The organism is Pseudomonas sp. yb_5, assembly GCF_043103865.1.
GTDB lineage: Bacteria > Pseudomonadota > Gammaproteobacteria > Pseudomonadales > Pseudomonadaceae > Aquipseudomonas > Aquipseudomonas putida_Y.
Genome location: NZ_JBICKE010000124.1, coordinates 54830 through 77110, shown reverse-complemented (window position 1 = coordinate 77110; position 22281 = coordinate 54830). Strand labels below are relative to the sequence as shown.

The following is a 22281-nucleotide window of genomic DNA, read 5'->3' as shown; positions in this document are numbered from 1 at the left end:
GGTGGACTGCGGGGGATTGGCGGGGGTTCAATCGGGATGGTGGCGGGCGATATTGAGGTGGGGATGGCACCGGCGTTGCCGGTGTTCGTGGGTGAACCCGCTCCTACGGGGGCTGTGTCTGGCGCCCGATGTGTGTCCACCACCGATCTGTGTAGGCGGCTGTGACGGTGGACGGCGGGTGGGGATTGGCCAGCAGGGCCGGCCCTTTCGCGGGTGAACCCGCTCCTACACAGATCCTACAGCGTTCCCCACCTATATCAACGCGTTAGAGGCTGCGTGGTCGGGTGACGCGGTCTACCAGGTACACCAGGCCGTGGTAGTCGATGCCGCTGTGGCTCGACAGGCCTATCTCGCAGGTGCGGCTGGTGGAAATGCCTTCGCTGCAATATTGCACGGCGTCCTTCAGGCTGCGCAGCGAGTGGGCGTTCAACTCGGGGGTGGTAAAGCCTTTGTCACCGGCAAACCCGCAGCAATGAATACCTTCCGGGATCACCACCTGTTTGCTGCAACGCCGCGCCAGGTCGATCAAGGCCTGGCTTTCGCCCAGGTGCTGGGTGCTGCAGGTCACGTGCACGGCTACCGGTTCGTCCTGGGGGGTGAACTCCAGTCGGTCAAGCAGGTGGGTGCGGATGAAGCGCACCGGGTCGTACAGGTCCAGCCGGGTGTCGCCCAGGTCCTGCACCAGGCGCAGGGTGCAGGGGCTGGTGTCGCAATAGATCGGGTCGAGGCCGCCGCGGCTGGCGTGCAGCAGGGCGGTGATCAGCTCCTGGCGCTTGTGTTCGGCCTGCTCGGGGTAGCCCTTGGAGGCGAACGGTTGGCCGCAGCACAGGCTGTCGGCGTTGTCGGGAAACACCACCTGGTAACCGGCCTTTTCCAGCAGGGCGCGGGTTTTGTCCAGCAGCGAGCTTTGCTCGCGGTCGGCATAGGCCGGGCCCATTACCCGGGAGACGCAGGCGGCCAGGTACACCACGCGGGGGCGGGCGTCGTTGCTGGTCGCGCCGAAGGCCAGCGGGCGCAGCGGTTGCGGCATGGCCGGGGTCCATTGGGGCAGGCGGCCTTTGCTGGCTTTGCTCAGCGAGGCGCTCAGGCGGCCCAGGCGCGGGGCGCCTAGCAGCTTGCGTGCGGTATTGGCGGCGGTCAGGGTCAGGCGCGCACCGCTTAGGGCGGTGTGGAAATGCTCGGCCAGCCAGTCAGCGGTTTTAGCGTGGTCGGCGGCCTGGCTGCGCAGTTTCTTCACCAGCTCGCCGGTGTTGATGCCGACCGGGCAGCGCTGGGCGCACAGGCCAGTAGCGGCGCAGGTGTCGATGCCCTGGTACTGGTAGCTTTGCATCAGTTCACGGGTATCGATGCCGGCGCGCTGCTTGGCCTGGATGTCACGCCACATGACGATGCGCTGGCGCGGGCTGAGGGTCAGGCCCTTGGACGGGCACACCGGTTCGCAGAAGCCGCACTCGATGCACTTGTCGACGATTTCGTCGGCGGCAGGCAGCGGCTTGAGGTTTTTCAGGTGGATATCCGGGTCGTCGCTCAATACCACGTCGGGGTTGAGGATGCCGTTGGGGTCGAGCAGGCGCTTGAGCTTCCACATCAGCTGGTAGGCGTCGTGCCCCCACTCCAGCTCCACGAAAGGCGCCATGTTGCGCCCGGTGCCGTGCTCGGCCTTGAGCGAGCCGCCAAACTCCACCGCCACCAGTTGCGCCACGTCGTCCATGAACGCCTGGTAACGGGCGACTTCTTCGGCGCTGTTGAACCCCTGGGTAAAGACGAAGTGCAGGTTGCCTTCCAGCGCGTGGCCGAAAATGATCGCTTCGTCATAGTGATGCTTGTCGAACAGCTGGATCAGGCGGTTGACGCCTTCGGCCAGTTGCTCGACGGGGAAGGTCACGTCTTCGATGATGACCGTGGTGCCGGTCTGGCGCACGGCACCGACGGCTGGGAAGGTGTCCTTGCGGATTTTCCACAGCTGGTTGTACACGGCCGGGTCTTCGCTGAAGTCCACTTGCTGTTCCAGTGGGAAGTCGGCGATCGAGGCCATCACCTGCTGCAGTTGCTCGTGCAGCAGGCTCTGGCTGGCGGCGCGGGATTCGATCAGCAGGGCGCAGGCATTGTCCGACAGGCCTTTTACCCACAGCGGCATGCCGGGCATGTTCTGCACCGAGCGCAGGCTGCGGCGGTCGAGCAGTTCCACGGCCGAGACCGGCTGCTGCTTGAGCACGGGTACCGCGCGGCAGCAGCTTTCGACGCTGGGGAACACCAGCAGGGCGCTGGCCTTGTGCGGGTGGTCGGGTACGGTGTCGTAGGTGACGGCGCTGATGAAGCCCAGGGTGCCTTCGGAGCCGACCAGCAGGTGCTGCAAAATGTCCAGCGGCTGGTCGTAGTCCACCAGTGCGTTCAGTGACAGGCCCGTGGTGTTCTTCAGCCGGTATTTGTGCCGGATGCGTTCGGCCAGCGCGGTGTTGGCGCGGGTTTCGCGGCCCAGGCGGGCCAGTGCTTCCAGCAGTTCGGCGTGGCTGCGTTCGAAGGCGGCGACGCTGGCCGGGTCTTCGCTGTCCAGGCGGGTGCCGTCAGCCAGCACCAGGCGCAGGCCCGCCAGGGTGTGGTAGGTGTTTTGCGCGGTGCCGCAGCACATGCCGCTGGCGTTGTTGGCGACGATGCCGCCGATCTTGCAGGCGTTGATCGAGGCGGGGTCGGGGCCGATCTTGCGCCCGAAGGGGGCCAGCCAGGCGTTGGCCTGGGCGCCGATCACGCCGGGTTGCAGGCGAATCTGCTCGCCCTGGCGTCGGATTTCGCGGCCGTTCCAGTTATCGCCGAGCACGATCAGCACCGAATCGCTGATGGCCTGGCCAGACAGGCTGGTGCCGGCAGCGCGGAAGGTGACCGGTACCCGCTCGCGCTGGGCCAGTTTGATCAGGCCGACCACTTCGTCCTCGGACTCGACGCGCACCACCAGCTTGGGGATCAAGCGGTAGAAGCTGGCGTCGGTGCCGAAGGCCAGGGTGGAGGTGGGGTCGTCGAAGCGGCGTTCGGCGGGGATCAGGCGCTCGGCATCACGCAGGAACGCGGCGGGCAGGCTCATGCAGTCTCCTCGCGGGGCTGTGGCGTCTGTGCGCTACATGCCCCGGGTCATTCAGGCGGTGGTTCTTGCAGGCGTTCAGGCGCCCAGTTCGCGTACCAGCGAGTCGCGGGTGATCTCGCTGATCGACTTGGCACCGGTCAGCACCATGGCCACGCGCATTTCCTTTTCGAACAGCTCAAGCAGGTTTTTCACGCCGGCCTGGCCATGCACGGCAAGGGCGTAGAGGAAGGCGCGGCCGATCAGTACGGTATCGGCACCCAGGGCGATCATGCGCACCACGTCCAGGCCACTGCGAATGCCCGAGTCGGCCAGAATCTTCAGGTCGCCTTTGACCGCGTCGGCAATGGCCGGCAGGGCGCGGGCACTGGACAGCACGCCGTCGAGCTGGCGGCCGCCGTGGTTGGACACCACGATACCGTCGGCACCGAACTTGACCGCATCGCGGGCGTCATCGGCATCGAGGATGCCCTTGATGATCATCGGGCCGTCCCAGAACTCACGGATCCACTCCAGGTCCTTCCAGGAAATGGACGGGTCGAAGTTGTTGCCCAGCCAGCCGATGTAGTCGGCAAGGCCGGTGGGGTTGCCACGGTATTTGGAGATGTTGCCCAAGTCATGCGGGCGGCCCATCACGCCCACGTCCCATGCCCACTCGGGGTGGGTCATGGCTTGCAGCACGCGGCGCAGCGGGCCGTTCCTGCCGCTCATGCCAGAGTGGGCGTCGCGGTAGCGGGCACCGGGTACGGGCATGTCCACGGTGAACACCAGGGTCTTCACGCCGGCGGCCTTGGCCCGCTCCAGGGCATTGCGCATGAAGCCGCGATCCTTGAGCACATACAGCTGGAACCACATCGGCCGGTCGATGGCGGGCGCCACTTCTTCGATCGGGCACACCGACACGGTAGACATCGTGAACGGGATGCCATGGGCGGCTGCCGCGCGCGCTGCCTGCACTTCGCCACGGCGGGCATACATGCCGGTGAGGCCGACCGGGGCCAGGGCCACCGGCATGCTCAGGGTTTCGTCGAACAGCTTGGTTTCCAGGCTGAGCTCGGACATGTTGTTCAACACGCGCTGGCGCAGGGCGATGCCGGCCAGGTCCGACACGTTGTGGCGCAGGGTGTGCTCGGCGTAGGCGCCGCCGTCAGCGTAGTGGAACAGGAAGGGGGGCAGCTTGCGTTGGGCCGCGGCGCGATAGTCGGTAGAGGCAGAAATGATCATGGATTCTCGCAGCGTTGCTTGTGGGTGTGCCGGGCGCACGACGGCGCCCGGCCCCTTTCACTTTAGTGATGAACCAGCATGCCGGTCAGCCAGTAAGCCTGGACCAGGGTGATCAGGCCGACGATGGTGGCGAAGAACAGGCTGTGCTTGACGGTGAAGCGGAACAGGTCGGATTCCTTGCCGACCAGGCCGGTAGCGGCGCAGGCCACGGCGATCGATTGCGGCGAGATCATCTTGCCGGTTACGCCACCGCTGGTGTTGGCCGCCACCAGCAGGGTGTCGTTGACCCCGATCTGGTGCGCGGTGGTGGCCTGCAGCGAGCTGAACAGGGCGTTGGACGAGGTGTCCGAGCCGGTCAGGAACACGCCCAGCCAGCCGAGGAACGGCGAGAAGAACGGGAACGCGGCGCCGGTACCGGCCAGCACCAGGGCCATGGTCGAGGACATGCCCGAGTAGTTGGTGACGAAGGCGAAGGCCAACACCATGCCGATCGACAGAATCGGCCAGCGCAGTTCCCAGAAGGTTTCTTTGAAAGTGGTAAGACCAGTTTTGAAGTTGATCTTCAGCACTGCCATCGAGATCAGCGCCGAGAGGAAGATCGCGGTGCCGGTGGCGGAGATCGGGTCGAGCTTGAACACCGCTGGCATGGCGGTCGGCGCGGCAACGATCGGTGCGGTCTTGATCACCAGCTGGTCGAGGTGCGGGATGGCGAAGTTGAACACGAAGTTGTACATCGCGCCGCCCGGCGCGAAAGCCGCCTTGAACGGCTTCAGGGTCCAGATGGTGACCAGCACGGTGAGGATCAGGAACGGCGACCAGGCCTTGAAGATCTCGCCAAAGCTGTACGGGCTAGGCTGGCTGCCGCTTGGCTGCACAACGGCTGCGCCGACACTGCCTTTGGCCTCGCTGAACGCACGCTTGGGCTGCCAGACTTTCAGGAACAGGGTGAGGCAGATCAGGCTGGCCAGGGCCGAGGTGATGTCTGGCAGTTCCGGGCCGATGAAGTTCGAGGTGAAGTACTGGGTGACGGCAAAGCTCAGGCCGGCGACCAGGGCGGCAGGCCAGGTTTCCTTCACGCCACGCAGGCCGTCCATCATGAACACCAGCCAGAACGGCACGAACAGCGACAGCAGCGGCAACTGGCGGCCGGTCATGGCGCCGATGTGGAAGGCGTCGATACCGGTCACCTGGCCGGCCACGATGATCGGGATGCCCAGGGCGCCGAAGGCCACTGGCGCGGTGTTGGCGATCAGGCACAGGCCGGCAGCGTACAGCGGGTTGAAGCCCAGGCCCACCAGCAGTGCGGCAGTGATGGCCACCGGTGCGCCAAAGCCCGCCGCACCTTCGAGGAAGGCGCCGAAGCAGAAGCCGATCAACAGCACTTGCAGGCGCTGGTCGTCGGTAATCGACAGCACCGAGCTGCGGATCACTTCGAACTGGCCGCTCTTGACCGTGAGTTTGTACAGGAACACCGCGGCAACGATGATCCAGGCAATTGGCCAGAGGCCGTAGAGGAAGCCGTAACCCGCGGCGGCGAGGGCCATGTCGACAGGCATCTGGAAGGCGAAGATCGCCACCAGGATCGACAGCGCGAGGGTGATGCTGCCCGCTACGTGGCCCTTGAGGCGGAACACGGCGAGGGCCAGGAAGAAGAACACGATAGGGATGACCGCCGCCAGTGCGGACAGGCCGAGACTACCAAGCGGGGTATAGAGTTGTTGCCAGGTTTGCATATGGGGTGGCCCCTAATTGTTGTTGGTCAGGCACTGGCATTGGATAATTGGTAAGACCAATTTACAATGGCTGGACGCTAGGTTAAAAGCGCTGTCGTGGGTGTGTCAATTTGTCCTGTGCAAAACTTTGGTCGTGTACCGATGAGCGGGCATCTGATGTGGTGGGAAAATCGCGGCTTGATGGGTGTTTGCGTGGCCTGGATCGGCGAGAATAGACACCCCCTGAAATTTGCCGGGGGTTTGTGGAGAGCATGTGATGGTTTTTGATCAGGTACGCCAGCGGCGCCTGTCCGACGACATTGTCGATCGGCTGGAGGGGATGATTCTGGAAGGCACGCTGACCTCGGGGCAGCGGCTGCCGGCCGAGCGCGTCCTGGCCGAGCAGTTTGGTGTGTCCCGCCCGTCACTGCGTGAGGCGATCCAGAAGCTGGTGGCCAAGGGGCTGTTGGTCAGCCGTCAGGGCGGGGGCAATTTTGTGGCGGAGTCGTTGGGGTCCACCTTCAGCGACCCGTTGCTGCAGTTGCTCGAGCACAGTGCCGAAGCGCAGCGTGACCTGCTCGAGTTCCGCCATACCCTGGAGGCGTCCTGTGCCTACTACGCTGCCCAGCGTGCCACCGAACCGGACCGGGTGCGCTTGAAGGCGGCCTTCGATACGCTGCAGGACTGCTATGCCAGGTTCGACGAGGTAACCCGTGCGGAGGAGGGCGCGGCTGATGCGCGCTTCCACCTGGCGATCGCCGAGGCCAGCCATAACGCGGTGTTGCTGCACACCATCCGGGGGTTGTTCGACCTGCTCAAGCGCAACGTGGTGACCAACATCGGCGGCATGTACCAGCAGCGCACCGAAACCCGGGACATGCTGATCAGTCAGCACCGGGAACTGTACCTGGCGATTGTCGAGGGCAGGGCGGAGGATGCGCGAGAGGTGTCCAGCCGGCACATTTTGTATGTGCAGGAGGTGCTGGAAGAGGCGCACGAGGAAGCTCAGCGGGTGGCGCGGGCGGAGCGGCGCAGCGGGCGCTGAGACTTTTATGGGCAGTACCTGCCTCTTCGCGGGCAAGCCCGCTCCCACAGGATAGGTGCCGGGCTTGAATCTGGTGCCCTTCCTGTGGGAGCGGGCGTGCCCGCGAAGAGGCTGCTCCACAGGATAGGCACCGGGTTTGAATCTGGTGCCCTTCCTGTGGGAGCGGGTTTACCCGCGAAGAGGCCGGAACAGGCTAAAGACCGACTAGTCTTCCTTGCCCTTGTTCCGCACAGCCCGCTGCAGCTCGCGGTTGGAATCGCGCTCGCGCATGGTGTCGCGCTTGTCGAATTCCTTCTTGCCCTTGCCCAGTGCGATTTCGCACTTGATCAGGTGCTTGCTCCAGTACAGCGCCAAAGCCACGCAGGTGTAGCCTTTTTGCGCCACAGCCGCTTCCACGCGCTCTAGCTCGCGCTTGTTCAGCAGCAGCTTGCGGGTGCGTGTAGGGTCGGCGATGACGTGGGTGCTGGCCGTGGTCAGCGGGGTGATGTGGCTGCCGAACAGCCAGGCCTCACCGTCCTTGAGCAGCACGTAGCTGTCAGTCAGGTGCGCCTTGCCGGCTCGCAGGCTTTTTACTTCCCAGCCGGACAGGACCAGCCCGGCCTCGAACTTGTGTTCGATGAAGTAATCGTGTCGCGCTTTCTTGTTTTGCGCGATGGTCCCGGTCGGATGTTTTTTTTGCTTAGCCATAGGGGCGGCATTATAGGCAAGTCCGCGCGTCGTCCGCTATGGGATTTCGGTGTGCTTGAGCCACTGGAATGAATACCGGACAATACAAACCCTGTCATACGCACAGAACCTGTTTTCGGCACGCTGCGAAGCGTCGCCACCCAGCCTTGGAAGTGACGCCTGGATGACTACCCATATTCAACGCTCCGCCCTGCTGCCATACCCCGCCCAGGCGCTTTACGATCTGGTCAACGATGTAGCCAGCTACCCTGAGTTTTTGCCGTGGTGCTCGGCCTCGACGGTGATCGAAACCAGCGATACACACATGCGTGCCAAGCTCGAAGTGGCCAAGGGTGGCATGAGCCAGCACTTCGTTACGCGTAACGTGCTGGTGCCGGGGCAGTCCATCGAGATGAATCTCGAAGAAGGGCCATTCACCCAGCTGCATGGTGTTTGGGTGTTCAAGCCGCTGGGTGAAAAGGCCTGCAAGATCAGCCTGGACCTGTCCTTCGATTACGCCGGGCCGATTGTGCGTGCCACGTTGGGCCCGCTATTCAATCAGGCGGCCAACACGCTGGTCGATGCGTTCTGCCAGCGTGCCAAGCAACTGAATGCCTGACTGAACGGGCGGCAATAAAAAGCCCGGAACACGTCCGGGCTTTTTTGCACCTGCTTCCCGGCTACCGGGTTTCCAGCGGTGCGGGGGTCGGGACCGGGGTGGTCTCGATGGTGTCGATCTCGCGCTGGATGGCCTCTTCGGTCGAACCTGGCTTGGCCGGTTTTTCTTCAAGCTGCGCTGCCGGCTGCTCGGTCTGGCCTGGCTCGGTGGCCGGGCTGATGGTGGTGTCGCTGCTGCCACCGAGGATTTCCTGATCGCGGCTGACGCCTGGCATGAAGTCGCCAGACAGGCTGACCAGTTGATCGCTTTCGTTGAAAAATACACTCATGCGTTCTTGCTGGCGCTTACCGCCACCAGGCTGCAGGCTGTACAGGTAATCCCAGCGATTGGTGTTGAAGGTATCCTGAATCAGCGGGTTGCCCATGATAAACCTTACTTGCCGGCGGGTCATTCCCGGGCGTAATTGGTCTATCATGTCTTGCGTGACGACATTGCCCTGCTGGATGTCGATTTTGTAAACCCCGGGAAACGAGCAACCGGCGAGTGCGAGCAGTCCCACTAGGGTGAGGCTGGTTAGCAAGAGCTTGGTGTTTTGCATCGGTGGGCGACTTCCACTATCTTGGCTGGACAACGTAAACCCCGATCATACCCGTATTAAGAGAAGCTGCGAAGCAGCATCGGCGAGAAAGCTGACCATGGTTGAAAATAGCGAATTGCGCAAAGCCGGTCTCAAGGTGACCCTGCCTCGAGTCAAGATCCTTCAGATGCTCGACTCTACCGAGCAGCGTCACATGAGTGCAGAGGATGTCTACAAGGCGCTGATGGAGGCTGGCGAGGATGTAGGCCTGGCCACCGTCTATCGCGTGCTGACCCAGTTCGAGGCGGCGGGTCTGGTGGTTCGCCACAACTTCGACGGCGGTCATGCAGTGTTCGAGCTGGCCGACGGCGGTCACCACGACCACATGGTGAACGTGGATACCAGTGAAGTCATCGAATTCATGGATGCTGAAATCGAGAAGCGCCAGCGCGAAATCGTGGCCGAGCATGGCTTCGAGCTGGTGGACCACAATCTGGTCCTGTATGTGCGTAAGAAGAAGTAACGATTTTTCGTTATGGATGGCAAAGGCGACCTTCGGGTCGCCTTTGTGCATTCTGGGGCTAAAAGATTTGTTGTCCGTGCCGGCCTCTTCGCGGGCGCGCCCGCTCCCACAGGTACACCTCAGGTTTCAGATCCTGTGACCACCCTGTGGGAGCGGGCGTGCCCGCGAATCGTCCTGGAAAAGCAAGGCTCAGGCCTTGCCGCTCACCACCATCTTGCGTGCGTGGGCCAGGGACTCCTTGGTCAGGTCGATGCCGCCGAGCATCCGCGCCACTTCTTCCACGCGCTCACGCTTGCCAAGGCTAGCCACGGTGGTGTGGGTGGTGTCGCTGTTGCGCACCTTGTGCACGAACAGATGGTGATGCCCCTGCGCCGCCACCTGCGGCAGGTGGGTCACCGTCAGTACCTGGCCGCGCTCGCCCAGGCGCCGCAGCAATTGGCCGACGATTTCTGCCGTTGGCCCGCCAATACCCACGTCGACTTCGTCGAACACCAGGGTAGGAATGCGCGAGGTCTGCGCCGTGATCACCTGGATCGCCAGGCTGATACGTGACAGTTCACCGCCCGACGCCACCTTCGCCAGGCCCTTGAGTGGCTGGCCAGGGTTGGCGCTGACCAGCAGTTCGATCTGCTCCAGGCCATGGGGTGACAGGTCTGTGCCTTCGTTGGGTGTCAGCTCTATGCAGAAGCGCCCGCCAGGCATGCCCAGGCGCTGGATTTCCTGCTCTACCGCGCCTGCCAGTTGCTGCGCCGCTTGCTGACGCAGGCCGCTGAGTTCGCGCGCCTTCTCTTTATAGTGCTGGGCAAAGGCGGCAAGCTCTTCGCCCAGCCGCTCGATCGACTCGTCGCTGGCGTTAAGGCCTTCCAGCTCTTCCATCAGCTGCTGTTGCAGGTGGGGCAGTTCGGTGGGGTGCACCCGGTGTTTGCGCGCCAGGGTATAGATGGTGTCCAGGCGCTCTTCCAGGGCTTGCAGGCGCATCGGGTCGGCGTCGAAGTTGTCGAGGAAGCGGTTGAGTTCGCCCACGGCTTCTTCGACCTGGATCTGTGCGCTGGCGATCAGGTTGGCCGCTTCGCTCAGTGCCTTGGGCGAGTTGGTGGCGGCACCCAGGCGGTTGAGACTGGAGGTGAGGGCGCTGAGCACATTGCCCGAATCGCTCTCGCTGCACTGGTCGATGACCTGGCGGCAGATGCCGAACAGGGCTTCGGCGCTGGTCAGGTTCTTGTGTTCCTGTTCCAGCTGCTCCAGTTCGTGCTCGCCCAGGCCGAGGTTGTCCAGTTCTTCCAACTGGTAACTGAGCAACTGGTGGCGGGCGCGCTGCTCGTCGCCCGAGTTGGACAGGCGCTCCAGCTCCAGGCGGGTCTGGTTCCAGCGCTTGGCTGCAAGCTGTACCTGGCGTGCCAGGTCGACGGCACCGGCATACTCGTCAAGCAGGCGACGATGGGTGTCGGTCTTGAGCAGGGACTGGTGCTCGTGCTGGCTGTGGATATCGATCAGCAGTTCGCCCAGCGCCTTGAGGTCGCCGAGCGGGCAGGGCGTGCCGTTGATGTAGCCGCGGCTGCGGCCTTCGGCGGTGATCACCCGGCGCAAGATGCACAGGCCTTCGTTGTTCAGGTCGCGCTCGGCCAGCCAGGTATGCGCTTCGGGAATGTCCACCAGGTCGAAGGTGGCCAGGATGTCTGCCTTGTCGGTGCCGGGGCGCACCACGCCGCTGTCGGCACGGTCGCCCAGGGCCAGGCCGAGGGCGTCGAGCATGATCGATTTGCCGGCACCGGTCTCGCCGGTGATGACGGACATGCCACGGGCGATTTCGAGGTCGAGGTGCTCGACGATGGCGTAGTTGTGAATGGACAGGTGCACCAGCATGGGGACGGCTCCCGAAAGTCAGGTCTGGTTATTTATACAGTACTTTTTTTAGGCCTGCCAATGCCCCTTCGCAGATTCTGTTGCAGCCTTGAAAACCACCTTGCCCCTTGAACCTGGTTTTTCCGGCCCCATATAGCCGTCATCCAAGGCGAGCCTGGCTCGCAGTCCACAAAATTGCGCAGGAGAGACCCCATGGCTGATGAGCAGCTGAACGAGAAAGACCTTAACGTGGAAGAAACCGGTGCAGGCAATGCAGCTGATACCCGTGTTCTGGAGCTCGAGGAACAGCTGGCCGCAGCCAAGGACCAGGCGCTGCGCGCCGTTGCCGACCTGCAGAACGTACGCCGTCGTGCCGAGCAGGACGTGGAAAAAGCCCACAAGTTCGCCCTGGAGAAGTTCTCCAGCGACTTGCTGCCGGTGATCGACAGCCTGGAGCTGGCCCTGGCTCACTCCAGTGCCGAGGATGAGCACGTCAAGCAGATCCGCGAAGGTGTCGAGCTGACCCTGAAGATGTTCCAGGACACGCTCAAGCGCTACAACCTTGAAGCGGTCGACCCGCACGGCCAGCCGTTCAACCCTGAGCACCACCAGGCCATGGCCATGCAGGAAAACGCCGAGGTCGAGCCAAACAGCGTGCTGAACGTGTTCCAGAAGGGTTACCTGCTGAACGGCCGCCTGCTGCGCCCCGCCATGGTGGTGGTCAGCAAGGCGCCGAGCGCGGCGCAACCCTCGATCAATGAAAAGGCTTGAAATCCTTCCGGGCATCCCCATCTAGGTGTCAAGCCTTCAAGTATTACCGCAGTTGGCCAAAGTAGTCGCTGCTACCAAATTCAAGTTTCGGGAGAGTTAACATGGGCAAAATCATCGGTATCGACCTGGGGACCACCAACTCGTGCGTCTCCATTCTGGAAAACGGTAACGTCAAAGTCATCGAAAACGCCGAAGGTGCGCGTACTACCCCTTCGATCGTGGCCTACGCCAACGATGGCGAAATCCTGGTTGGCCAGTCGGCCAAGCGCCAGGCCGTCACCAACCCGCACAACACCCTGTTCGCAGTGAAGCGCCTGATTGGCCGCCGCTTCGAAGAAGATGTCGTGCAGAAAGACATCAAGCTGGTGCCGTACAAGATCGTCAAGGCGAACAACGGTGACGCCTGGGTCGAGGCTGCTGGCAAGGAAATGGCTCCGCCGCAGATCAGCGCCGAAGTCCTGAAGAAAATGAAGAAGACCGCCGAAGACTACCTCGGCGAGCCAGTCACCGAAGCGGTCATCACCGTTCCGGCCTACTTCAACGACAGCCAGCGTCAGGCGACCAAAGACGCCGGCCGCATCGCTGGCCTGGACGTAAAACGCATCATCAACGAGCCGACTGCCGCTGCGCTGGCCTACGGTATGGACAAGGCCAAGGGCGACCACACCGTCATCGTTTATGACCTGGGTGGTGGTACCTTCGACGTTTCGGTCATCGAAATCGCCGAAGTCGACGGTGAGCACCAGTTCGAAGTACTGGCTACCAACGGCGACACCTTCCTGGGTGGCGAAGACTTCGACATGCGCCTGATCGACTACCTTGTCGACGAGTTCAAGAAAGAGTCGGGCATGGACCTGAAGAACGATCCTCTGGCCCTGCAGCGCCTGAAAGAAGCTGCAGAAAAGGCCAAGATCGAGCTGTCGTCCGCTCAGTCGACCGACGTCAACCTGCCGTACATCACTGCAGATGCCACCGGTCCTAAGCACCTGAACGTGAAGATCTCCCGCGCCAAGCTGGAGTCGCTGGTCGAAGACCTGGTCAAACGTACCATCGAGCCTTGCCGCATCGCCCTGAAAGACGCCGGCATCGACGCCAGCAAGATCGACGACGTGATCCTGGTCGGCGGTCAGACCCGCATGCCGCTGGTGCAGAAAGAAGTGGCCGACTTCTTCGGTAAGGAAGCGCGCAAGGACGTGAACCCGGACGAAGCGGTTGCCATGGGTGCTGCCATCCAGGGTGCGGTACTGGCCGGTGACGTGAAAGACGTACTGCTGCTGGACGTCAGCCCGCTGACCCTGGGTATCGAAACCATGGGCGGCGTGATGACCGCGCTGATCGAGAAGAACACCACCATCCCGACCAAGAAGTCGCAGGTGTTCTCGACTGCCGACGACAACCAGAGCGCCGTGACCATTCACGTGCTGCAGGGTGAGCGTAAGCAGGCTGCGCAGAACAAGTCGCTGGGCAAGTTCGACCTGGCTGACATTCCGCCAGCACCGCGTGGCGTGCCGCAAATCGAAGTGACCTTCGACATCGACGCCAACGGCATTCTGCACGTAGGTGCGAAAGACAAGGCCACCGGCAAGACTCAGTCGATCGTGATCAAGGCCAACTCCGGCCTGTCGGACGAAGAAATCGAGCGCATGGTGCGTGACGCCGAGGCCAACGCCGAGGAAGACCGCAAGTTCGAAGAGCTGGCCGCTGCCCGTAACCAGGGTGACGCGCTGGTGCACTCGACCCGCAAGATGGTCGCTGACGCAGGTGACAAGGTTACCGCTGAAGAGAAAGCCGCCATCGAGGCCGCCGTTGTTGCCCTGGAAGCCGCTGTCAAAGGCGACGACAAGGCTGCCATCGACGCCAAGGTTGAAGAGCTGTCCAAGGTCTCTGCCCCGGTTGCCCAGAAGATGTACGCCGAGCAGTCGGCTGAACAGCCTCAGGGTGGCGCGCAGCAGGCCGAGCCGGAAGCCAAGCACGATGACGTGGTTGACGCCGAGTTCGAAGAAGTGAAAGACAACAACAAGCAGTAATCCCTGCATGTTGTCGGCCAGTTCACCGTCGTTTGCCGGTGAGCTGGTAGGATGTCGCCGCGCGGGGGCTTGCTCCCGCGTTGGCGTATCTGGAATTCGAGAATTTTTACAGCATCTGTCAGTGGCTCTTATGGGTAGCGGGCGGGTGCTGATGGCGTGGCGCAGATGCCAGACGCCCAACAAGGTGCAAATGACCTATGTCCAAGCGTGATTATTATGAGGTCCTGGGTGTCGAGCGCGGCGCCACTGAAGCGGACCTCAAGAAGGCTTACCGCCGTTTGGCGATGAAGTATCACCCGGACCGCAATCCGGGCGATAAAGAATCGGAAGACAAGTTCAAGGAGGCCAACGAGGCCTACGAAGTGCTGTCGGACGCGAGCAAGCGTGCGGCCTTCGACCAGTATGGCCATGCGGGTGTCGACCCAAGCATGGGTGGCGGTGGTGCCGGCTTTGGTGGTGCCAACTTCTCCGACATCTTCGGTGATGTGTTCAGCGACTTCTTCGGTGGCGGCGGCCGCGGTGGTGGTCGAGGCGGTGCCCAGCGCGGCAGCGACCTGCGCTACACCCTGGAACTGAACCTGGAAGAAGCGGTGCGTGGCACCACGGTCAGCATCCGCGTGCCTACCCTGGTCAACTGCCAGCCTTGCGACGGTTCCGGTGCCAAGAAGGGCTCGACCCCGTCGACCTGCCCGACCTGCGGCGGCATCGGCCAGGTGCGCATGCAGCAAGGCTTCTTCTCGGTGCAGCAGACCTGCCCGCGCTGCCATGGCCAAGGCAAGATCATTACCGACCCGTGCACTTCGTGCCACGGTGAAGGGCGTGTCGAGGAATACAAGACGCTGTCGGTCAAGGTGCCGGCAGGTGTTGATACCGGCGACCGCATCCGTCTGTCGGGTGAGGGCGAGGCGGGTACTCATGGTGGCCCGACTGGCGACCTGTACGTGGTGATCAGCGTGCGTGAGCACGAAATCTTCCAGCGTGATGGCAAGCACCTGTACTGTGAGGTGCCGATCAGCTACACCGATGCTGCCCTGGGCGGCGAGCTGGAAGTGCCGACCCTGGATGGTCGTGTGAAACTGAGGATTCCGGAAGGCACCCAGACTGGTAAGCAGTTCCGTCTGCGTGGCAAGGGTGTTGCCCCGGTGCGTGGCGGTGGTGCGGGTGACCTGCTGTGCCGTGTGGCCGTAGAAACCCCGGTCAACCTCAGCCGTCGCCAGCGCGAGTTGCTCGAAGAGCTGCGTGATTCGCTGGAAGGCGACAGTTCCCACTCGCCCAAGGCCAGCGGCTGGTTCGATGGTGTGAAGCGCTTCTTCGGCGATCTCTGACAAGGAACAGGTTATGCGACGTATTGCAGTGATGGGCGCGGCGGGGCGGATGGGTAAAACCCTCATCGAAGCCGTGCAACAAACCCCGGGTGCAGGGCTGACTGCGGCAATTGATCGCCCTGACAGCTCGTTGGTCGGGGCTGATGCCGGAGAGCTGGCGGCACTTGGCCGAATTGGCGTGCTGTTGTCCGACGACCTTGCCAAGGTTGCCGACGAGTTCGATGTGCTGATCGATTTCACTCACCCCTCGGTGACCCTGAAAAACCTGGCGTTCTGCCGCAAGCACGGCAAGGCGATGATCATCGGCACGACCGGTTTTACAGTCGAAGAGAAGCAGTTGTTGGCTGAGGCTGGCAAGGACATTCCAATCGTGTTCGCCGCCAACTTCAGCGTGGGTGTCAACCTTAGCCTCAAGCTGCTGGATATGGCTGCGCGGGTGCTGGGCGATGATGTCGATATCGAAATCATCGAGGCGCACCACCGGCACAAGGTCGATGCCCCGTCGGGTACTGCACTGCGCATGGGTGAAGTGGTTGCCAATGCGCTGGGCCGTGACCTGCAGGAAGTGGCCGTGTATGGCCGTGAAGGGCAGACTGGCGCGCGGGATCGCAAAACCATCGGTTTCGCCACCGTGCGTGCCGGCGATGTGGTGGGCGATCACACTGTGTTGTTCGCTGCCGAAGGCGAGCGCCTGGAAATCACCCACAAGGCCTCCAGCCGCATGACCTTCGCCAAGGGTGCCGTGCGTGCGGCGCTGTGGCTGGATGGGCGTGAGCCGGGGCTGTACGACATGCAGGATGTGCTCGAGCTGCGTTAAGCCGTTCTGGCGGTGTTGGCTGCTTCGCGAGCTTGCCCGCTCTCACAGGTGCGGCGTTGCTCTTGGGCTGGTGCGATCCCTGTGGGAGCGGGCGAGCCCGCGAAGAAGCCAACACAGATGTCAGTCTGTCGCATTGATGTGTTTTAGAGGCACATCCGCGGTAGACCGAAAACACACTTTTCTGTAAGCTACAGCTTTAGTGTGTCCACTAAAAGCGCGCAGCGAATTGAATTCAGCACATGAAAGCGGGGTGACGTGTCCATACGTCACTCCGCTTTTTTGCAACCTGCGATCGCCCTTTCATGCTTGATTTACGGGAGGTCTTCTTGACAAAGCCAGCCATACTCGCCCTTGCCGACGGCAGTATTTTCCGCGGTGAAGCCATCGGTGCCGACGGTCAGACCGTTGGTGAGGTGGTATTCAACACCGCTATGACCGGCTACCAGGAAATCCTTACAGACCCTTCCTACGCGCAGCAAATCGTTACCCTGACCTACCCGCACATCGGCAACACCGGTACTACCCCGGAAGACGCCGAGTCGAACCGCGTCTGGTCCGCTGGCCTGGTCATCCGTGACCTGCCGCTGCTGGCCAGCAACTGGCGCAACACCCAGTCGCTGCCTGAGTACCTCAAGGCCAACAACGTAGTTGCCATCGCCGGCATCGACACTCGTCGCCTGACCCGTATCCTGCGTGAAAAGGGCGCCCAGAACGGCTGCATTCTGGCGGGTGACAACATCAGCGAAGAAGCCGCCATCGCTGCTGCCCGCGGCTTCCCGGGCCTGAAGGGCATGGACCTGGCCAAGGTCGTCTCCACCAAGGAGCGTTACGAGTGGCGCTCCAGTGTGTGGGAGCTGAAAACCGACAGCCACCCGACCATCGAGGCTGCCGACCTGCCGTACCACGTGGTTGCCTTCGACTACGGCGTCAAGCTGAACATCCTGCGCATGCTGGTAGCCCGTGGCTGCCGCGTGACCGTGGTGCCAGCCCAGACCCCGGCCAGCGAAGTGCTGGCACTCAACCCGGACGGCGTGTTCCTGTCCAACGGCCCTGGTGACCCCGAGCCGTGCGACTACGCGATCCAGGCGATCAAGGAAATCCTCGAAACCGAGATTCCGGTATTCGGCATCTGCCTCGGCCACCAGCTGCTGGCCCTGGCCTCCGGTGCCAAGACCGTGAAAATGGGCCACGGCCACCACGGTGCCAACCACCCGGTCCAGGACCTGGATACCGGCGTGGTCATGATCACCAGCCAGAACCACGGCTTTGCCGTTGACGAAGCGACCCTGCCGGGTAACGTTCGCGCCATTCACAAGTCGCTGTTCGACGGCACCCTGCAGGGTATCGAGCGTACCGACAAGAGCGCGTTCAGCTTCCAGGGCCACCCTGAAGCGAGCCCGGGCCCGACCGACGTCGCGCCTCTGTTCGATCGTTTCACCGATGCCATGGCCAAGCGCCGCTGAGCATCCTGCTTCAAGGCCCCGGGCCGGCACCTGCCGTGCCCGGAAGCGCCTGACCCAGATTGTTCAAAGCGGCTTGCCGACTGACCCCGGATTTGAGTGACCACCATGCCAAAACGTACAGACATCAAAAGCATCCTGATTCTCGGCGCTGGCCCGATCGTGATCGGCCAGGCCTGCGAATTCGACTACTCCGGCGCCCAGGCCTGTAAAGCCCTGCGCGAGGAAGGTTTCCGCGTCATCCTGGTGAACTCCAACCCAGCCACCATCATGACCGACCCGGCCATGGCCGACGCCACCTACATCGAGCCGATCAAGTGGCAGTCGGTGGCCAAGATCATCGAAAAAGAGCGCCCGGACGCCGTTTTGCCGACCATGGGTGGCCAGACTGCGCTGAACTGCGCCCTGGACCTGGAGCGCCATGGCGTTCTGGAGAAGTTCGGCGTAGAGATGATCGGTGCCAACGCCGACACCATCGACAAGGCTGAAGACCGCTCGCGCTTCGACAAGGCGATGAAGGATATCGGCCTGGAGTGCCCACGCTCCGGTATCGCCCACAGCATGGAAGAGGCCAATGCGGTCCTCGAGAAGCTTGGCTTCCCCTGCATCATTCGCCCGTCGTTCACCATGGGCGGCACCGGCGGCGGTATCGCGTACAACCGTGAAGAGTTCGAAGAAATCTGCACTCGCGGTCTGGACCTGTCGCCGACCAAAGAGCTGCTGATCGACGAGTCGCTGATCGGCTGGAAAGAGTACGAGATGGAAGTGGTCCGCGACAAAAAGGACAACTGCATCATCGTCTGCTCGATCGAGAACTTCGACCCGATGGGTGTGCACACCGGTGACTCGATCACTGTTGCCCCGGCACAGACCCTGACCGACAAGGAATACCAGATCATGCGCAACGCCTCGCTGGCGGTGCTGCGTGAAATCGGTGTGGAAACCGGCGGTTCCAACGTCCAGTTCGGCATTTGCCCGAACACCGGCCGCATGGTCGTCATCGAGATGAACCCGCGCGTATCGCGTTCGTCCGCCCTGGCTTCCAAGGCTACCGGCTTCCCGATCGCCAAGATCGCCGCCAAGCTGGCCATTGGTTACACCCTCGACGAGCTGCAGAACGACATCACTGGCGGTCGCACCCCGGCGTCCTTCGAGCCGTCGATCGACTACGTCGTCACCAAGCTGCCACGCTTCGCTTTCGAGAAATTCCCGAAAGCCGACGCCCGTCTGACCACCCAGATGAAATCCGTGGGTGAAGTCATGGCCATCGGCCGTACTTTCCAGGAATCCCTGCAGAAAGCCCTGCGCGGCCTGGAAGTCGGCGCCTGCGGCCTCGACCCGAAAGTCGACCTGGCCAGCCCGGAAGCCACCAGCATCCTCAAGCGCGAGCTGACCGTGCCGGGTGCCGAGCGTATCTGGTACGTGGCTGACGCCATGCGTTCGGGCATGACCTGCGAAGAAATCTTCAATCTGACCGGCATCGACATGTGGTTCCTGGTGCAGATGGAAGACCTGATCAAGGAAGAAGAGAAGGTCAAGACCCTGGCATTGTCGTCGATCGACAAGGACTACATGCTGCGCCTCAAGCGCAAGGGCTTCTCGGACCAGCGCCTGGCAGTGCTGTTGGGTATCACCGACAAGAACCTGCGCCGCCACCGTCACAAGCTGGAAGTGTTCCCGGTGTACAAGCGCGTCGACACCTGCGCCGCCGAGTTCGCCACCGATACCGCCTACCTGTACTCCACCTACGAGGAAGAGTGCGAGGCCAACCCGTCGACCCGCGACAAGATCATGATCCTGGGTGGCGGCCCTAACCGTATCGGCCAGGGTATCGAGTTCGACTACTGCTGCGTGCACGCAGCCCTGGCGCTGCGTGAAGACGGTTACGAGACCATCATGGTCAACTGCAACCCGGAAACCGTCTCCACCGACTACGACACGTCCGACCGCCTGTACTTCGAGCCGCTGACCCTGGAAGACGTGCTGGAAGTCTGCCGCGTCGAGAAGCCGAAGGGCGTGATCGTTCACTACGGCGGCCAGACCCCGCTGAAGCTGGCCCGCGCTCTGGAAGAAGCTGGCGTGCCGATCATCGGTACCAGCCCTGACGCCATCGACCGCGCCGAAGACCGTGAGCGCTTCCAGCAGATGGTTCAGCGCCTGAGCCTGCTGCAGCCGCCAAACGCTACCGTGCGCAGCGAGGAAGAAGCCATCCGTGCTGCGGGCAGCATCGGCTACCCGCTGGTCGTGCGTCCGTCCTACGTACTGGGCGGCCGTGCCATGGAGATCGTCTACGAGCTGGACGAGCTCAAGCGCTACCTGCGTGAAGCGGTACAAGTGTCGAACGACAGCCCGGTACTGCTCGACCACTTCCTCAACTGCGCCATCGAGATGGACGTGGATGCGGTGTGCGACGGCACCGACGTGGTCATCGGCGCAATCATGCAGCACATCGAACAGGCCGGTGTTCACTCCGGTGACTCGGCGTGCTCGCTGCCACCTTACTCGCTGAGCAAGGAAGTGCAGGACGAAGTCCGCGTTCAGGTCAAGAAAATGGCCCTGGAGCTGGGCGTGGTCGGCCTGATGAACGTGCAGCTGGCCCTGCAGGGCGACAAGATCTACGTGATCGAAGTCAACCCGCGCGCTTCGCGGACCGTGCCATTCGTTTCCAAGTGCATCGGCACGTCCCTGGCGATGATCGCAGCCCGTGTCATGGCGGGTAAAACCCTGAAAGAGCTGGGCTTCACCCAGGAAATTATCCCGAATTTCTACAGCGTCAAGGAAGCCGTCTTCCCGTTCGCCAAGTTCCCAGGGGTTGACCCGATCCTCGGCCCTGAGATGAAATCGACCGGTGAAGTCATGGGTGTCGGTGACAGCTTCGGTGAAGCCTTCGCCAAGGCCCAGATGGGTGCAAGCGAAGTGCTGCCGACCGGTGGTACTGCGTTCATCAGCGTGCGTGACGACGACAAGCCACAAGTGGCTGGCGTTGCCCGCGACCTGATCGCCCTGGGCTTCGAAGTGGTTGCCACTGCAGGCACCGCCAAGGTTATCGAGGCGGCCGGTCTGAAAGTGCGCCGTGTGAACAAAGTGACCGAAGGTCGCCCACACGTGGTCGACATGATCAAGAACGACGAAGTGTCGCTGATCATCAACACCACCGAAGGTCGCCAGTCGATCGCCGACTCCTATTCGATTCGTCGCAATGCGTTGCAGCACAAGATTTACTGCACCACTACCATTGCGGCTGGTGAAGCCATCTGCGAAGCGCTGAAATTCGGTCCGGAAAAGACCGTTCGTCGCTTGCAAGATCTGCATGCAGGACTGAAAGCATGAGCATTACCAAATACCCGATGACCGTCCAGGGCGCTCGCGCCCTGGAAGAGGAACACCTGTTCCTGAGCAAGACCGAGCGCCCGCGCCTGAGTCAGGCCATTGGTGAGGCACGTGAGCTGGGTGACCTCAAGGAAAACGCTGAATACCATGCAGCCCGCGAGGAGCAGGGCATGGTCGAAGCGCGTATCCGCGATATCGAAGGCCGCCTGCAGAACTCGGTGGTGATCGACGTGACTACCATTGCCCACACCGGCAAGGTCATTTTCGGTACCACTGTAGACCTGGAAAACACCGAGACCGGTGATCAGGTGACCTACCAGATCGTTGGCGAGGACGAAGCCGACATCAAGAAGGGCAAGCTCTCGGCCAGTGCGCCAATCGCCCGTGCCATCATCGGCAAGGAAGAAGGTGATATTGTCGTCGTCAAGACGCCTAGCGGCACGGTCGAGTACGAGATTGTCGAAGTCAAGCACATCTGACCGGCGCCTGCGGGCGCCGTCCCTCGAGGGGATCCTCTGGCAACTGGCCCAGGTTTTCTGGGTCGGTGGCCTGTGGGTGTTCCATGTTGGGCTGGTGCCTGCGCTCAAGGTCAGTGGCCTGGCGCCGCTGCTGGTGCAGGATGTTGCCGGGCAGATCGACCGCTGGTTGATCGGCGTGGCGTTGCTTGGCTTGTTGACTCAGCTGGCAGTGCTGGCGAGGGTGGACGGCCTGGCAGCCTGGTGGCGGCAGTTCCGCGGCCAGATGCTGTTGCTCGGCTTCGGTGCCTGCGTGGGGTATTACACCTTGCGCTACGGTATTTCCGTGGGCGAGCGCTGGCAGATGTTCTGCTTCCTGGTGCTGGGTTTTTCCGGCATCGTGCTGGTGGCCCAGCCGGTACCGGTCAGGGCGCGTTCACCGCGCCACTGATCGGCGCTACCGTTACTTGTAACGGTGGATGTTGGACAGCTGCTTGTTCGGCTGTGGGTTCTTGCGGTAGATCAGGGCTTTCTTGCCGATGGTCTGCACCAGCTCGGCACGGCCGGCCTTGCACAGCTCGGCGATGGTTTCGGCGCGCTCCTCGCGGTCTTCCGAGCGAATCTCGACCTTGATCAGCTCATGGTCGACCAGCGCGCGCTCCAGTTCGGCGATGACGCCTTCATTCAAACCGTTGCCAGCAACGATCAGGACCGGCTTCAGGTCATGACCAATGGACTTGTATTGCTTCTTCTGCTCGTTATTGAGCGGCATAATCTGACCCTTTCCGTCTGATTCTGTAAAATTGACCGGCATT

The 22281-nt window shown here is 62.3% G+C and carries 18 protein-coding genes; 11 read left to right on the top strand and 7 right to left on the bottom strand.

What is annotated here, in order from left to right; all coding sequences use genetic code 11:
- Positions 1-265 precede the first annotated feature (265 nt).
- The 3 genes from ACF8GF_RS22120 to ACF8GF_RS22110 all read right to left on the bottom strand — a co-directional run bounded on the left by ACF8GF_RS22120 (position 266) and on the right by ACF8GF_RS22110 (position 6030).
- Positions 266-3076: an FAD-binding and (Fe-S)-binding domain-containing protein gene (locus tag ACF8GF_RS22120; RefSeq protein WP_392488737.1), complete on the bottom strand. Its 2811-nt coding sequence runs from the start codon at positions 3074-3076 to the stop codon at positions 266-268.
- A 75-nt stretch (positions 3077-3151) separates the two neighbouring features.
- The gene (gene lldD, locus ACF8GF_RS22115) at positions 3152-4297 is read right to left on the bottom strand and encodes an FMN-dependent L-lactate dehydrogenase LldD (protein WP_339534277.1); all 1146 of its coding nucleotides are present in this window, start codon (positions 4295-4297) and stop codon (positions 3152-3154) included.
- Between the two features lie 62 nt (positions 4298-4359).
- Positions 4360-6030, bottom strand: coding sequence for a lactate permease LctP family transporter (locus ACF8GF_RS22110; RefSeq protein ID WP_084850164.1), 1671 nt, complete (start codon positions 6028-6030; stop codon positions 4360-4362).
- Between the two features lie 256 nt (positions 6031-6286).
- On the opposite strand from ACF8GF_RS22110, the gene ACF8GF_RS22105 reads away from it, so the two are divergent.
- Positions 6287-7054, top strand: coding sequence for an FCD domain-containing protein (locus ACF8GF_RS22105; protein WP_392488736.1), 768 nt, complete (start codon positions 6287-6289; stop codon positions 7052-7054).
- A gap of 204 nt (positions 7055-7258) precedes the next feature.
- On the opposite strand, the gene smpB is transcribed toward ACF8GF_RS22105, so the two are convergent.
- Positions 7259-7741, bottom strand: coding sequence for an SsrA-binding protein SmpB (gene smpB, locus ACF8GF_RS22100; protein WP_014592415.1), 483 nt, complete (start codon positions 7739-7741; stop codon positions 7259-7261).
- 163 nt (positions 7742-7904) lie between these two features.
- On the opposite strand from smpB, the gene ACF8GF_RS22095 reads away from it, so the two are divergent.
- Positions 7905-8339: a type II toxin-antitoxin system RatA family toxin gene (locus tag ACF8GF_RS22095; protein WP_003249916.1), complete on the top strand. Its 435-nt coding sequence runs from the start codon at positions 7905-7907 to the stop codon at positions 8337-8339.
- A 61-nt stretch (positions 8340-8400) separates the two neighbouring features.
- On the opposite strand, the gene ACF8GF_RS22090 is transcribed toward ACF8GF_RS22095, so the two are convergent.
- Positions 8401-8937 (bottom strand): outer membrane protein assembly factor BamE, encoded by a 537-nt coding sequence (locus tag ACF8GF_RS22090; protein WP_392488735.1) that lies wholly within the window; start codon positions 8935-8937, stop codon positions 8401-8403.
- 97 nt (positions 8938-9034) lie between these two features.
- Here ACF8GF_RS22090 and fur point away from each other — a divergent pair, with 97 nt between their 5' ends.
- Positions 9035-9439: a ferric iron uptake transcriptional regulator gene (fur, locus tag ACF8GF_RS22085; protein ID WP_003249922.1), complete on the top strand. Its 405-nt coding sequence runs from the start codon at positions 9035-9037 to the stop codon at positions 9437-9439.
- Between the two features lie 189 nt (positions 9440-9628).
- On the opposite strand, the gene recN is transcribed toward fur, so the two are convergent.
- Entirely contained in the window at positions 9629-11302 is a 1674-nt protein-coding gene (gene recN / locus ACF8GF_RS22080; RefSeq protein ID WP_392488734.1) for a DNA repair protein RecN, read from the bottom strand.
- Between the two features lie 192 nt (positions 11303-11494).
- On the opposite strand from recN, the gene grpE reads away from it, so the two are divergent.
- From grpE to ACF8GF_RS22040, 8 genes are all read left to right on the top strand, one after another.
- Positions 11495-12052, top strand: coding sequence for a nucleotide exchange factor GrpE (gene grpE, locus ACF8GF_RS22075; RefSeq protein ID WP_012053755.1), 558 nt, complete (start codon positions 11495-11497; stop codon positions 12050-12052).
- Positions 12053-12153: 101 nt separating this feature from the next.
- Complete coding sequence (dnaK, locus tag ACF8GF_RS22070; protein ID WP_392488733.1) at positions 12154-14079, top strand: molecular chaperone DnaK; 1926 nt, start codon at positions 12154-12156, stop codon at positions 14077-14079.
- Positions 14080-14276: 197 nt separating this feature from the next.
- Positions 14277-15404 carry a molecular chaperone DnaJ gene (gene dnaJ / locus ACF8GF_RS22065; protein ID WP_176685382.1) on the top strand — a complete coding sequence of 376 codons (1128 nt, stop codon included), beginning with the start codon at positions 14277-14279 and terminating at the stop codon, positions 15402-15404.
- A 13-nt stretch (positions 15405-15417) separates the two neighbouring features.
- Positions 15418-16221 carry a 4-hydroxy-tetrahydrodipicolinate reductase gene (gene dapB / locus ACF8GF_RS22060; protein ID WP_003249933.1) on the top strand — a complete coding sequence of 268 codons (804 nt, stop codon included), beginning with the start codon at positions 15418-15420 and terminating at the stop codon, positions 16219-16221.
- Between the two features lie 326 nt (positions 16222-16547).
- Positions 16548-17684, top strand: coding sequence for a glutamine-hydrolyzing carbamoyl-phosphate synthase small subunit (carA, locus tag ACF8GF_RS22055; protein WP_016391781.1), 1137 nt, complete (start codon positions 16548-16550; stop codon positions 17682-17684).
- A 105-nt stretch (positions 17685-17789) separates the two neighbouring features.
- Complete coding sequence (gene carB / locus ACF8GF_RS22050) at positions 17790-21011, top strand: carbamoyl-phosphate synthase large subunit (RefSeq protein WP_392461265.1); 3222 nt, start codon at positions 17790-17792, stop codon at positions 21009-21011.
- Complete coding sequence (gene greA, locus ACF8GF_RS22045) at positions 21008-21490, top strand: transcription elongation factor GreA (protein WP_082056730.1); 483 nt, start codon at positions 21008-21010, stop codon at positions 21488-21490. Before carB ends, greA begins: the two co-directional genes overlap by 4 nt.
- Complete coding sequence (locus ACF8GF_RS22040) at positions 21468-21917, top strand: MFS transporter (RefSeq protein WP_176685380.1); 450 nt, start codon at positions 21468-21470, stop codon at positions 21915-21917. The genes greA and ACF8GF_RS22040 overlap by 23 nt, the downstream gene beginning before the upstream one ends.
- A gap of 12 nt (positions 21918-21929) precedes the next feature.
- Here ACF8GF_RS22040 and yhbY read toward each other — a convergent pair whose 3' ends face one another.
- Positions 21930-22238: a ribosome assembly RNA-binding protein YhbY gene (gene yhbY, locus ACF8GF_RS22035; RefSeq protein WP_003249945.1), complete on the bottom strand. Its 309-nt coding sequence runs from the start codon at positions 22236-22238 to the stop codon at positions 21930-21932.
- Between the last annotated feature and the right edge of the window lie 43 nt (positions 22239-22281).

Bases quoted from the DNA above. Each gene is read 5' to 3' on its own strand.
- recN (WP_392488734.1), bottom strand. From the start codon at position 11,302: ATGCTGGTGCACCTGTCCATTCACAACTACGCCATCGTCGAGCACCTC.
- greA (WP_082056730.1), top strand. From the start codon at position 21,008: ATGAGCATTACCAAATACCCGATGACCGTCCAGGGCGCTCGCGCCCTG.
- carB (WP_392461265.1), top strand. From the start codon at position 17,790: ATGCCAAAACGTACAGACATCAAAAGCATCCTGATTCTCGGCGCTGGC.
- ACF8GF_RS22120 (WP_392488737.1), bottom strand. From the start codon at position 3,076: ATGAGCCTGCCCGCCGCGTTCCTGCGTGATGCCGAGCGCCTGATCCCC.
- ACF8GF_RS22110 (WP_084850164.1), bottom strand. From the start codon at position 6,030: ATGCAAACCTGGCAACAACTCTATACCCCGCTTGGTAGTCTCGGCCTG.
- dnaJ (WP_176685382.1), top strand. From the start codon at position 14,277: ATGTCCAAGCGTGATTATTATGAGGTCCTGGGTGTCGAGCGCGGCGCC.
- lldD (WP_339534277.1), bottom strand. From the start codon at position 4,297: ATGATCATTTCTGCCTCTACCGACTATCGCGCCGCGGCCCAACGCAAG.
- ACF8GF_RS22090 (WP_392488735.1), bottom strand. From the start codon at position 8,937: ATGCAAAACACCAAGCTCTTGCTAACCAGCCTCACCCTAGTGGGACTG.
- grpE (WP_012053755.1), top strand. From the start codon at position 11,495: ATGGCTGATGAGCAGCTGAACGAGAAAGACCTTAACGTGGAAGAAACC.
- ACF8GF_RS22105 (WP_392488736.1), top strand. From the start codon at position 6,287: ATGGTTTTTGATCAGGTACGCCAGCGGCGCCTGTCCGACGACATTGTC.
- smpB (WP_014592415.1), bottom strand. From the start codon at position 7,741: ATGGCTAAGCAAAAAAAACATCCGACCGGGACCATCGCGCAAAACAAG.
- dnaK (WP_392488733.1), top strand. From the start codon at position 12,154: ATGGGCAAAATCATCGGTATCGACCTGGGGACCACCAACTCGTGCGTC.
- dapB (WP_003249933.1), top strand. From the start codon at position 15,418: ATGCGACGTATTGCAGTGATGGGCGCGGCGGGGCGGATGGGTAAAACC.
- yhbY (WP_003249945.1), bottom strand. From the start codon at position 22,238: ATGCCGCTCAATAACGAGCAGAAGAAGCAATACAAGTCCATTGGTCAT.
- fur (WP_003249922.1), top strand. From the start codon at position 9,035: ATGGTTGAAAATAGCGAATTGCGCAAAGCCGGTCTCAAGGTGACCCTG.
- ACF8GF_RS22095 (WP_003249916.1), top strand. From the start codon at position 7,905: ATGACTACCCATATTCAACGCTCCGCCCTGCTGCCATACCCCGCCCAG.